Annotated in this window: 11 protein-coding genes and 1 tRNA gene; 9 read left to right on the top strand and 3 right to left on the bottom strand. The window is 67.6% G+C overall.

Annotation, left to right across the window (positions count from 1 at the left end; all coding sequences use genetic code 11):
- Positions 1-17: 17 nt before the first annotated feature.
- Positions 18-100: transfer RNA gene (locus tag QOD90_RS26020), tRNA-Leu, on the bottom strand.
- A 237-nt stretch (positions 101-337) separates the two neighbouring features.
- Here QOD90_RS26020 and QOD90_RS26015 point away from each other — a divergent pair.
- From QOD90_RS26015 to pknB, 7 genes are all read left to right on the top strand, one after another.
- Positions 338-1822 (top strand): FHA domain-containing protein, encoded by a 1485-nt coding sequence (locus QOD90_RS26015; protein ID WP_526354512.1) that lies wholly within the window; start codon positions 338-340, stop codon positions 1820-1822.
- Positions 1823-1943: 121 nt separating this feature from the next.
- Entirely contained in the window at positions 1944-2414 is a 471-nt protein-coding gene (locus QOD90_RS26010; protein WP_056551509.1) for an FHA domain-containing protein FhaB/FipA, read from the top strand.
- Entirely contained in the window at positions 2411-3916 is a 1506-nt protein-coding gene (locus QOD90_RS26005) for a PP2C family protein-serine/threonine phosphatase (protein ID WP_526354510.1), read from the top strand. Before QOD90_RS26010 ends, QOD90_RS26005 begins: the two co-directional genes overlap by 4 nt.
- Positions 3913-5328: a peptidoglycan glycosyltransferase RodA gene (gene rodA, locus QOD90_RS26000; RefSeq protein WP_526354508.1), complete on the top strand. Its 1416-nt coding sequence runs from the start codon at positions 3913-3915 to the stop codon at positions 5326-5328. Before QOD90_RS26005 ends, rodA begins: the two co-directional genes overlap by 4 nt.
- Entirely contained in the window at positions 5325-6803 is a 1479-nt protein-coding gene (gene pbpA / locus QOD90_RS25995) for a D,D-transpeptidase PbpA (RefSeq protein WP_526354506.1), read from the top strand. The genes rodA and pbpA overlap by 4 nt, the downstream gene beginning before the upstream one ends.
- A complete protein-coding gene (locus QOD90_RS25990; RefSeq protein ID WP_526354504.1) occupies positions 6800-8014 on the top strand; it encodes a protein kinase domain-containing protein in 1215 nt (404 codons plus the stop codon). Before pbpA ends, QOD90_RS25990 begins: the two co-directional genes overlap by 4 nt.
- Positions 8011-9906, top strand: a complete 1896-nt coding sequence (pknB, locus tag QOD90_RS25985) for a Stk1 family PASTA domain-containing Ser/Thr kinase (RefSeq protein WP_526354502.1) — start codon at positions 8011-8013, stop codon at positions 9904-9906. The genes QOD90_RS25990 and pknB overlap by 4 nt, the downstream gene beginning before the upstream one ends.
- On the opposite strand, the gene QOD90_RS25980 is transcribed toward pknB, so the two are convergent.
- Together QOD90_RS25980 and QOD90_RS25975 are read right to left on the bottom strand one after the other, a co-directional pair.
- Positions 9884-10558 carry an aminodeoxychorismate/anthranilate synthase component II gene (locus tag QOD90_RS25980; protein ID WP_526354500.1) on the bottom strand — a complete coding sequence of 225 codons (675 nt, stop codon included), beginning with the start codon at positions 10556-10558 and terminating at the stop codon, positions 9884-9886. The genes pknB and QOD90_RS25980 overlap by 23 nt on opposite strands.
- 21 nt (positions 10559-10579) lie before the next feature.
- Positions 10580-11329 (bottom strand): DUF881 domain-containing protein, encoded by a 750-nt coding sequence (locus QOD90_RS25975; RefSeq protein ID WP_526354498.1) that lies wholly within the window; start codon positions 11327-11329, stop codon positions 10580-10582.
- Between the two features lie 69 nt (positions 11330-11398).
- Between QOD90_RS25975 and crgA the strand changes: the two genes are divergently transcribed.
- A complete protein-coding gene (crgA, locus tag QOD90_RS25970) occupies positions 11399-11683 on the top strand; it encodes a cell division protein CrgA (RefSeq protein ID WP_526354496.1) in 285 nt (94 codons plus the stop codon).
- 155 nt (positions 11684-11838) lie between these two features.
- A complete protein-coding gene (locus QOD90_RS25965; RefSeq protein ID WP_526354494.1) occupies positions 11839-12258 on the top strand; it encodes a PH domain-containing protein in 420 nt (139 codons plus the stop codon).
- Positions 12259-12370: the final 112 nt, after the last annotated feature.

The raw sequence follows: 12370 nt of genomic DNA, 5'->3' as shown, positions 1-12370 counted from the left end.
CGTAGAACCGCTCATTGTGGGCGAAGGGGGACTTGAACCCCCACGTCCCGAAGGACACTGGCACCTGAAGCCAGCGCGTCTGCCATTCCGCCACTCGCCCCAACAACCGGGTGAGACTATCACGCAGTCGGCCCCACTCCCCAACCGCGCAGCTGGGCCGGTGCGCGACCCCACCAACCGCCCTGACCTGCCGTGATCCGATTCTCAGAGTTCTAGTGGTCACGTTCAGACTTACCTGGCCGATACCATGCGTACAGGCATGGGGGCCCGCGACACGCAGGCTCGGAAACCGTGTCGAGCGAGACCTACTACGACGAACAGCGAGGCAGGCGGTGAGATGGGACTCGTCAACCGCTTCGAGCGCAAGCTCGAGTCGACCGTCGGTGACACCTTCGCCCGTGTGTTCGGCGGTTCCATCGTGCCGCAGGAAGTCGAGGCGATCCTCCAACGCGAAGCCGAGGCTGGTGCGCGCGGAGTCGGCAGTGGCAGAATTTTGGCCCCAAACCACTACGTCATTACCCTCAGTGCATCCGACTTTCACAAGGTCCGCGCGGACCCCGACCTCACACCGACGACTTTTGCCCGATACCTGGAGGGATTCATCCGTGACCAAGGGTGGCAAACGTATGGTGATGTGGTCGTTGGATTCGAAGCGTCACCGCAATTGCACACCGGCCAGTTTCGCACCCGTGGAACGGTCGACCCAGACTCGACCAGCGGCGGAAGCGCCCCTGCCCCTCCAGACCGTGCTCACCCCGCAGAACGAGGAGTTCCACCGATGACCGACAATCCGAGCCACCGCGGCGGCGGCCAGGGACCAGCGCAGCCAGGCGACGACTACTACGACTACGGCCGTCAGGGCGACGAACCCCGCGCCCCGTATCCGCCAACGCCCGAGGGCGGCTACCCGCCCGCGCCAGCCCCCGGTCAGCCCGCGGCGCCGGCCGGTGGCTACCCGGATCAAGGCGGCTACCCCGATCGCGGTGGATACCCCGACCAGGGTTACCCGCCGCCCACCTACGACCAGCGGCCCCCCGCTGGCTACGGGCCACCTGCTGGCCCGCCCGCTGGCCCGCCGGCCGGCTACCAGGATCAGGGCTACCGCCAGCCACCCCCCGGATACGGCCCACCCCCGGGCGCCCCTGGCGGCTACGGCGAGCCCGCCGGTTACGACTACGGCCGTCCGGGCGCGCCGCCACGCGGTGAGGATTACGGCCGCCAGGAGCCCCGTCCCGAGCCCCCGCGACCGGCGTACCCCGATCAGGGCGGCTATCCCGATCAGGGCGGCTACCCGGACCAAGGTGGCTACCCCGACCAGGGTGGCTACGGCGGCCAGGCCTACGGCCGCCCGGACTACGGACAGCCCGATTACGGCCGCTACGGCGACCCGGCGGCACCGCAGGGCTACGCCGAGCAAGGCTACGGTCAGCCTGCCGACGCCGGATACGGCCAGCCCGCCGGATACGACTACGGCCAGCCGCCTGCCGGGGCTCCCGTCGCTGGTTACGGCGCGGGCGCGGGTTACGGAGCCGGAGCCGCCAACGTCACCTTGCAGCTGGACGACGGCAGCGGCCGCACGTATCAACTACGTGAGGGCGCCAACGTCATCGGACGCGGCCAGGATGCTCAGTTCCGCCTGCCGGACACCGGCGTCTCGCGCCGTCATCTGGAGATCCGCTGGGACGGCCAGGTCGCCCTGCTCTCCGACCTGAACTCCACGAACGGCACCACGGTCAACAACGCGCCCGTCCAGGAATGGCAGCTGGCCGACGGCGACACGATCCGCCTTGGCCACTCCGAGATCATCGTCCGCGTTCACTGAGCGCTCAGGCTGGTGACGGCTGGAGGCCAAGCCGATGCTTCGGCCTCACGGCTGTCTCCCGCCCAAGTATCGTGACGTTGCCGACGGCGGCTGAGTCAGACGGCGACGGAGAGGACGTCAGATGCAGGGGATAGTGCTGCAGCTGACGCGCGTCGGATTCCTGTTGCTCTTGTGGCTCTTCATCTGGTCGGTACTGCGCATCCTCCGTACCGACATCTACGCGCCGACTGGCGCCGTCATGGTCAAGCGCGGGCTCGCGCTGCGCGGCACCTTGCTACCGAGCCGCGGCCAACGCCGCAACACTCCACGCCAGCTGGTGGTGACCGAGGGGGCGTTGGCGGGCACCCGAATTCAACTGGGCGCCCAACCCGTGCTCATCGGGCGAGCCGACGACTCGACTCTGGTGCTGACCGACGACTATTCGTCGACACGGCATGCGCGGCTCTCGCCGCGGGGGTCCGAATGGTACGTCGAGGACCTAGGATCGACCAACGGTACATACCTTGACAGGGCGAAGGTGACGACGGCGGTAAGGGTTCCGATGGGGACGCCGGTGCGAATCGGCAAGACAGTAATCGAGCTGCGCCCATGACTCTCGTCCTCCGATACGCCGCGCGCAGCGACCGCGGACTGGTCCGCGCCAACAACGAAGACTCGGTGTACGCCGGTGCGCGGCTCCTGGCGCTCGCCGACGGCATGGGTGGCCACGCCGCTGGTGAGGTTGCCTCCCAGCTGGTGATCGCGGCCCTCGCCCACCTCGACGACGACGAGCCTGGCGGCGACCTCCTCAGCCAGCTCAACTCCGCCGTCCACGAAGGCAACTCGGCGATCGCCGCGCACGTCGAGGCCGATCCCGAGCTGGAGGGGATGGGCACCACCCTCACCGCAATCCTGTTCGCCGGGAACAGGCTTGGGCTCGTTCACGTTGGTGACTCGCGTGGCTACCTCCTGCGCGACGGTGAGCTCAGCCAGATCACCAAGGACGACACCTTCGTCCAGACCTTGGTCGACGAGGGCCGCATCACCGCCGAGGAGGCACACAGCCACCCGCAGAGGTCGTTGATCATGCGGGCGTTGACCGGCCACGAGGTGGAGCCGACGCTGACCGTCCGCGAAGCCCACGCCGGTGACCGCTATCTGCTCTGCTCCGACGGACTGTCCGATCCGGTCAGCCACGAGACCATCCTGGACGCGCTTCAAATCCCCGACGTCACCGAGAGTGCCGACCGGCTCATCGAAATGGCGCTGCGCGGCGGCGGACCGGACAACGTGACGGTCGTGGTCGCCGACGTCGTCGACTACGAGTACGGCCAGACGCAGCCGATCCTCGCCGGTGCGGTCTCCGGCGAGGACGACCAGAGCGCACCGCCCAACACGGCGGCCGGGCGGGCCTCCGCGTTCAACCCGAAGCGCGTGGCGGCGGCAGCCAAGCGACCGACGATCGAACCCGAGGCGCCCGCGAAGAAGCGCTCGCGTCGCAAGATGATCGTCGGCGCGCTTCTGCTGCTCGTAGTGGTGCTGGCCGGACTCGCGGTCGGCCGCATGGTGATTCAGAACAATTACTACGTCGCCGAGCGCGACGGGACGGTGCACATCATGCGTGGTGTGCAGGGCGGCTTCCTGGGAATGCCTCTGCAGCAACCCTTTCAGGTCGCCTGCCTCGACGCGCGCAACTCGATCACCAACATCGGCGTCGACGACAGCCGCGCTGGCTGCAAGCCCCTGAAGGTCGCCGACCTGCGCGAGTCCGAACGCGCGCAGGTGACGGCCGGACTTCCGGGCGGCACGCTCGACGAGGCCATCCGTCAGCTCAGGGAGCTGGCCCAGTCGTCGGTACTTCCGATCTGCCTGCCGCCGCCCACCAGGACGACGACGACGGTGACACCCACCCCGCCGCCTCCTGCGTCGAGCGCTCCCTCGGAGCCGTCGACCACCTCCGCCGCACCGCCGCCGGCGCCGAGTACCACCGAAGGGGCGCCCGAGGTGCCGACCACGGTGACCGCACCGCCTCCGCCCCCCTCCCCGTCGCCCACCGTCACGGCGCTTCCGCCTCCGCCACAGAAACCGGGCACCGATTGCCGGACGGCGTCATGAGCACCCAGCCACAAGCGCCCGTGACCGTCGTTCCACCACTACCGAATCGGCGCAACGCCGAACTTCTGCTGCTCGGGTTCGCCGCACTGATCACCACCGTCGCGCTGCTCATCGTGGAGGCCAACCAGGAGCAGGGCCTCAGCTGGGACCTCGCCCAGTACACGCTCGGTTTCCTCGCCCTCTTCGGGGCCGCCCATCTGGCCGTCCGGCGTTTCGCGCCATACGCCGATCCGCTGCTGCTCCCCGTGGTGGCTCTGCTGAATGGCTTGGGGCTGGTCATGATTCACCGCCTCGACCTGGCCGAGGGAGCTCTCGGTACCGGCGGCGCACGGGGCCCGAGTGCCAACCAGCAGATGCTGTGGACACTCGTCGGCGTGGTGGCGTTCTGCCTCGTCGTGGCCTACCTCACCGACCACCGCATCCTGGCCCGGTACGGCTACGTCTGCGGACTCGTCGGCCTCCTCTTCCTTCTGATCCCCGCCGTCCTACCCAGTTCGATATCCGAGGAAAATGGCGCCAAGATCTGGATTCGCTTCCAGGGCTTCTCGATTCAGCCCGCCGAGATCTCCAAGATCCTGCTGTTGATCTTCTTCGCCGCCGTCCTGGTGTCCAAGCGCAGCCTGTTCACCAGCGCGGGCAAGCACTTCCTCGGGATGAACCTCCCCCGCCCCCGCGACCTGGCGCCGCTCCTGGTCGCCTGGATCGCATCCGTCGGGGTCATGGTGTTCGAGAAGGATCTCGGGACCTCGCTGCTGCTGTACGCCTCGTTCCTGGTACTCGTCTACATCGCCACCGACCGGATGAGCTGGGTTCTGTTGGGGCTCAGCCTCTTTGCGGTGGGCAGCGTCGTCGCCTACCACACGTTCGCCCACGTCCGGGTCCGAGTGGAGACGTGGCTCGACCCGTTCGCCGACCCCGACGGCGCTGGCTACCAGATGGTGCAGTCGTTGTTCAGCTTCGCCACCGGCGGCATCTTCGGGACCGGCCTCGGCAACGGCCAACCAGGATCGGTCCCAGCGGCCTCGACGGACTTCATCATCGCCGCGATCGGTGAGGAGCTCGGCCTCGTCGGACTCGCCGGCGTGCTGATGCTGTACACGATCCTGATCATTCGCGGCCTACGGACCGCCGTTGCCGTGCGGGACAGTTTCGGCAAGCTGCTGGCCGCCGGGCTGGCCTCGACGCTGGCCATCCAGTTGTTCATCGTCGTCGGCGGGGTCACCAAGCTGATTCCCCTGACCGGCCTCACCACCCCGTGGTTGTCGTACGGCGGTTCCTCGCTGATCGCCAACTACGTGCTGCTGGCGATCCTGATCCGCATCTCACATTCGGCCCGGCGACCGTTGGACATGAAGGCCCCGAACGCCACTCCGATCGCCTCGGCGCACACGGAGGTGATCGGGCGGGCATGAACACCTCACTGCGCCGCATCTCCATCGCGATCATGGGCCTGATCGTGCTGCTCCTCGCCAATGCCACACTGACCCAAGTCTTTCGGGCGGACGGCCTGCGCTCCGACCCCCGCAACCAGCGCGTGTTGCTCGACGAGTACTCGCGTCAGCGCGGTCAGATTTCGGCGGGCGGGCAACTTCTCGCCTACTCCACGTCGACCGATGGGCACTTCCGCTTCCTCCGGGTGTATCCGAACCCGCAGGCGTATGCCCCGGTCACCGGCTTCTACTCGCTGCTGTACTCCAGCACGGGCCTGGAGCGTGCCGAGGATTCGATCCTGAACGGCTCCGACGAGCGGCTGTTCGGCCGTCGGTTGGCCGATTTCTTCACCGGCCGGGATCCGCGCGGCGGGAACGTGGCCACCACCATCAACCCGCAGGTTCAGCAAGCCGCCTGGGACGCCATGCAGAAGGGCTGCAACGGCGGTCCGTGCAAGGGCTCGGTCGTGGCGCTCGAACCGTCCACCGGAAAGATCCTCGGGATGGTCTCGTCTCCGTCGTACGACCCGAACCTGCTGGCCTCACACGACGGCAACGTGCAATCGAACTCGTGGCAGCAGTTGCGGGACGACCCGGACGCGCCCCTGGTCAACCGCGCCATCTCCGAGACCTATCCTCCTGGCTCGACATTCAAGGTGATCACCACCGCGGCGGCACTCGCGAACGGTGCCACCCCGGACACTCAGGTCACTGCGGCGGCGCGAATTCCGTTGCCGGACAGCACCGCAACGCTGGAGAACTACGGCGGCGCCGCGTGCGGAAACGATCCGACCACGACGCTGCGCACCGCGTTCGCGAAGTCGTGCAACACCGCGTTCGTCGACCTCGGCATCCGGACCGGCGCCGACGCGCTGCGCCGTACCGCTCAGGGGTTCGGTCTGGACAACGCTCCCCCGCCGATCCCCCTACAGGTGGCGTCGTCGACCATCGGCCCGATCGGCGACGATGCCGCTCTCGGTATGTCGAGCATCGGTCAGAAGGACGTCGCCCTGACCCCGTTGCAGAACGCGATGATCGCCGCGACCGTTGCGAACGGCGGCGTCACGATGCAGCCGTACCTGGTGGACGACCTCAAAGGCCCCGACCTCGCCAACATCAGCTCGACCAACCCACACGAGCTTCGGCGGGCAGTGTCCTCGCAGGTCGCCACTACACTTACGGACCTGATGATTGGCGCTGAGCAGGTGACCCAGCAGACGGGGGCCATTGCAGGCGTACAGATCGCCTCCAAGACGGGCACGGCCGAGCACGGTTCGGACCCGCGGAACACTCCGCCCCACGCTTGGTACATCGCCTTTGCCCCGGCCAAGGCCCCCAAGGTCGCCATTGCGGTCCTAGTGGAGAATGGTGGTGACCGATTGTCCGCGACCGGTGGCGCACTCGCTGCGCCGATCGGGCGGGCGACCATTGCCGCGGCCTTGCGGGAGGGATCATGACCGCGCGCGTCGGAGTAACGCTGTCCGACCGCTACCGTCTTCAGCGACTCATCGCGACGGGCGGTATGGGCCAGGTCTGGGAAGCCCTCGACGCTCGACTGGGGCGCCAGGTCGCCATCAAGGTGCTCAAGGCGGAGTTCTCGTCGGACCCCGAGTTCGTGGAGAGGTTCCGCGCCGAGGCCCGGATCGTGGCCATGCTGAACCATCCGGGCATCGCCAGCGTCTACGACTACGGCGAGACCGAGCTGGAGGATGCCCGCACCGCCTACTTGGTGATGGAGATGGTCACCGGCGAGCCGCTGAACTCCGTGCTCAAGCGCACCGGTCGGTTGTCGCTGCGCCACGCCCTCGACATGTTGGAGCAGACCGGTCGGGCGCTGCAGGTCGCACACACGGCGGGGCTCGTGCACCGCGACGTGAAGCCGGGCAACATCCTGATCACCCCCACCGGTCAGGTGAAGCTCACCGACTTCGGCATCGCCAAGGCCGTCGACGCCGCCCCCGTCACCCAGACCGGCATGGTCATGGGCACCGCGCAGTACATCGCCCCCGAGCAGGCCCTCGGCCGCGACGCCACCCCGGCCAGCGACGTCTACTCGCTCGGCGTCGTCGGCTACGAATCCGTGGCAGGTCGACGCCCCTTCACCGGCGACGGCGCGCTGACCGTGGCGATGAAGCACATCAAGGAGCAGCCCGCTCCCCTGCCCGCCGACATCCCGCCCAACGTGCGCGAGCTCATCGAGATCAGCCTCCTCAAGGAGCCCGGCCATCGGTACCGCACGGGCGGCGCCTTCGCCGACGCCGTCGCCGCGGTGCGCGCAGGCCGGCGGCCACCACGACCCAACCACGCCCCGACGATCGGCCGGGCCACGCCGGCTGCCATTCCCTCGACGGCACAGACCCGCGCCGTCGCCGATTACGGTCGTCCACCGACCACCAACGTCCGCACCCGCCCGCCGACCGGCAGTCACCGCACGCCGCCGCCGAAGCGCACCTTCTCCCCCGGTCAGCGCGCGCTGCTCTGGGCAGCCGGTGTGCTCGGCGCGCTCGCGATCATCATCGCCATCCTGATGGTGCTCAACGTGCAGGACCGCAAGGATCAGAAGCCGGCTCCGTCCACGGAGACCAGCACCACCGTGGTACCCGCACCCCCCGCAACACCCGGCGCCATGCCCGGTGAGCCATTAGCCGTAGAGCAGACATCTCCATGACCACCCCCCAGCACCTGTCCGACCGCTACGAACTCGGTGAAATCCTCGGCTTCGGCGGTATGTCCGAGGTCCACATGGCCCGCGACGTTCGGCTGCACCGCGACGTCGCGGTCAAGGTGCTGCGCGCCGACCTCGCCCGCGACCCCAGCTTCTACCTCCGGTTCCGTCGCGAGGCGCAGAACGCCGCCGCGCTGAACCACCCGGCGATCGTGGCCGTGTACGACACCGGCGAGGCCGAGACCGCCAATGGTCCGCTGCCGTACATCGTGATGGAGTACGTCGACGGCGTCACGTTGCGCGACATCGTGCACAACGAGGGCCCGATGGAGCCCCGCCGCGCCCTCGAGGTCATCGCCGACGCCTGCCAGGCACTGAACTTCAGCCACCAGCACGGCACCATCCACCGCGACGTCAAGCCGGCCAACATCATGATCAGCAAGGGCGGCGCGGTAAAGGTCATGGACTTCGGCATCGCCAAGGCGCTCGCCGATGCAGGCAACCCCGTCACGCAGACCGCGGCGGTCATCGGCACCGCCCAGTACCTGTCCCCCGAGCAGGCCCGCGGCGAGACCGTCGACGCCCGCTCCGACGTGTACTCGCTGGGATGCGTGCTCTACGAACTCCTCACCGGCGAACCCCCCTTCGTCGGCGACTCCCCCGTCGCCGTTGCCTACCAGCACGTGCGCGAGGACCCGGTGCCGCCGTCGGAGCGCAACCCGGAACTGTCGCCGGAACTCGACGCCGTCGTCCTCAAGGCACTGGCCAAGAATCCCGACAACCGCTATCAGACGGCCGCCGACATGCGCACCGACCTGATCCGCGTGCACAGCGGCGAGGCGCCGGAGGCACCCAAGGTGTTCACCGACGCCGAGCGGACGTCCTTGATGGCCGCCGGCCCGTCGCTGGGCCGCAACCAGCCCACCGAGCAGATCCAGGTGCATCAGCGCACCTACGTGCCCAAGGAGCGCAACCCCGCCATCGGGCGCTGGTTCGCCATCGTCGCCGTGCTCGCCGTGCTGACCGTCGTCGTGACGGTGTTGCTGAACTTCGTCGGCGGCAATCCCCGCGACGTGCAGATCCCGGACCTGAGGGGCCAGAAGTACGACGAAGCCGTCGTCTCGTTGCAGAACCTGGGCTTCAAGACCACCCGAAACCAGCAGCCGGACAACGAGGTTCAGGTCAACGAGGTCATCAGCACCGACCCACCGGCCAACACGGCCGCCGCTCGGGACGACCAGATCACCATCAACGTGTCGACGGGTCCCCAGCAGGCCGAGATCCCCGACTGCGCAGGGTCGTTGAGCTTCGCGCAGTGCAAGAGCAAGCTCAACGCCGCCGGTTTCGACAAGGTCAGGCAGAGTCCTTCGGGAAATCTGGTGGTTCCCAAGGACGTCGTGATTGGCACCAATCCACCGGCCAACCAGACGTCAGCGGTGACCAACGAGATCATCGTCGTCGTCAGCTCGGGGCCGGACAGTAAGCCAATTCCCGACGTCGCCGGTCAGATCGTCGACGTCGCCACCCAGATCCTCGTCGCGAACGGGTTCACGATGCCGCCCATTCCGGTCGAGGTCGACGGCCTCGGCAACACCAAGGGTCAGGTGATGGGCACCGTGCCGCCGGCGAATACCAGTGCGGCCGTGGATCTTCCGATCCAGTTGCAGGTGTCGCGCGGCAACCAGTTCAGAATGCCCGACCTGCGGGGCAAGTTCTGGGACACCGCCGCGCCCCAACTGTCGTCGCTGGGGTGGCAGAACATCGGCACCAACTTCAACAAGCTTCCCGACGCGCAGAACAGCGGAGTGCCGACCGCTGGGGTGGTGACTCAGGACCCGCCGCCCGGCACCCCGATGAAGCCCACCGACACCATCACGCTGAGCTTCGCGCAGTAGCCGCCCGCACCGTATCGGCGACCTCACGCTCGAGGCTGCTCACCAGACCTTCGTCGACGGGCTCGCCACACACGCCCAGCCAGTTGGCGAGCATCCGGTGACCACCTTCGGTCAGGATCGACTCGGGGTGGAATTGCACGCCGTGAATCGGCAGCTCGACGTGCTGCACGCCCATGACGACGCCGCCCGACGTCTGCGCGGTGACCTGAAGCTCAGCGGGCATCGTGTCGGGCAGGATCGTCAGCGAGTGGTACCGCGTCGCCGTGAACGGGTCCGGAAGTCCTTTGAGCACACCGATGTTCGCGTGGCTCACACTGCTGGTCTTGCCGTGCAGAAGCTCCGGCGCGCGATCCACGGTCCCGCCGAAAGCCACCCCGATGGCCTGGTGCCCGAGGCAGACGCCCAGCAGCGGGGTCGACACCGCGGCGCAGGCGCTAACGAGCGGTATCGACGCGCCGGCCCGTTCGGGCGTACCCGGTCCTGGGCTCAGCAGGATGCCGTCGAACTCGTCGGCGGCCTTCGCGACGTCGGCCTCGGTGCCTAGTCGGGAGTCGTCGTTGCGCCATACGTCGGCGTGCACGCCCAACTGTCCGAGGTACTGGACGAGGTTGAAGACGAAGCTGTCGTAGTTGTCGACGACGAGGACGCGCATCCGCCCAGGCTAACCCAACCCCTAGTAGCCCAGCGGGCCCGCGGGCTTGGCGTAGCGCATCCGCACCGCCGGGGGATGAGCGACGACCTGCACGTCCGCCATTGGCTTCTCCGTGTAGCCCAGCCCGAACCGCAACACGTACCGCTTGTAGAGCCCGACCATCGGCGACGCCGCCAGCGCCGCCTGCATGGCGGTGACGTCTCCGATCGCGGTAACCGCGTAAGGCGGACTGTAGGTGCGACCGTTGAGCAGCAGGGTGTTGCCAACGCACAGGGGAGCGGAGGTGGCGATGATCCGCTGATCCTGCATCTGGATGGCTTCGGCGCCCGCGCTCCACATCGCGTTCAGGACCGCCTCGATGTCCTGTTGGTGGACCACCAGATCGTCGGCGGACGCGTCGCCGGGAAAGCGGCCCTCGGCGTCCCGCTGTGCGTCGTCGAGCGTCACGGTGAGGCCCGGCCCATGCGCGGCCTCGAGTCCGGCGTCGGCCGCCAGCGCGTCGGCCCGCTTGGTGATGGCTGTCAGTGCGGCAGCGGCGGACGGTGTGCCGCCGTGGTGGTTGTCGATCTGGCCGACGAGGTTCTCGCGTTGCGCGGACAACTTGTCGACCGACGCCTGTGCCTCACGAACGAGGTCGACGAGTCGGGGGGCGTCGCTGCGGCGGATCTCGTTGCCACCGGAGACGGTGTGGGTGGTGGCCAACAGCAGGCCAGCACACAGGCAGACGGCAGGCACCCCGAGTCGCCAGGCAGAGATACCTGCTCTCGCCATGGTTTCTCCTCCCGGTCGGGTGCTGCGTTAGGCTCTGGGTTGCATCCGCTCCATCGTCGCAAGGTACCCATGCCCAAGTCCAAGGTTCGCAAGAAGAACGACTTCACGATCAGCCCCGTCAGCCGGACCCCGGTCAAGGTCAAGGCCGGCCCGTCGGGCACGTGGTTCGTGGTGTTGTTCGTCGGCCTGATGCTGTTCGGGTTGGTGTGGCTGCTGGTGTTCCAGCTCGCCGCGACCAATCCCGTGGATGCCCCCAGCTTCCTGAAGTGGATGGCCGATCTGGCCCAGTGGAACTACGCGATTGCGTTTGCCTTCATGATTTCCGGATTGTTGCTCACGATGCGGTGGCGATGACCGTTCGGCGGGTCAGGATGAATTCAAGTTCGTTCTCATCCGTTACCTTTTCGGCCACCTGGTTGTCACCCAATCACACGGTTGTGATTCATCCCCATTGGGGATAGCACTTGTGGATAACTAGATCAAGCACGCGTAGAGGGTGCTAAAACCCAATGCAGCAAACTGAGTGGGGTCCTCCGACCGGGGGCATCGCCGCATGCGGCGTCTTCGGCATCGTGATGGCGATCGCCGCTGTGACAGCGGTCACAGACGGTCCGGGACGTGTTCTTGCCGGCATTGCCGCGGTGGGTTTACTGACGTTTGCAAGCATGTCGTGGCGGGCCCGCCCCAAGCTGGCAATCACCGGTGAAGGATTGGTCGTCCGGGGCTGGTTTGGCACGCACGTACTAGGCCGTCAGAACGTCGCAAAGATCCGCATCACCGAGTTCCGCCGGATCGGACGGAAGGTGCGGCTGCTGGAGATCGACACCGTGGCCGACGACCGGCTCCTGGTGTTCACCCGATGGGATTTGGGCACCGATCCGCTGCACGTGCTGGATGCGCTGACCGATGCCGGCTACGCGGGCCGCTAGCCGTCCGACGCATGAAGGCGCCCCGCGGAACTGGCCCGCGGGGCGCAACGGCTTCAGGACGGCTAGGAAACGGTGATCGAGTCGATGACGACCGGCTCGGTCGGGCGATCGC

Origin of the sequence: Mycobacterium sp. (assembly GCF_032161845.1) — a bacterium.
Taxonomy (GTDB): Bacteria; Actinomycetota; Actinomycetes; order Mycobacteriales; family Mycobacteriaceae; genus Mycobacterium.
The sequence above is the reverse complement of the archived record's forward strand: the minus strand, read 5'-3'. Positions and strand labels throughout refer to the sequence as shown.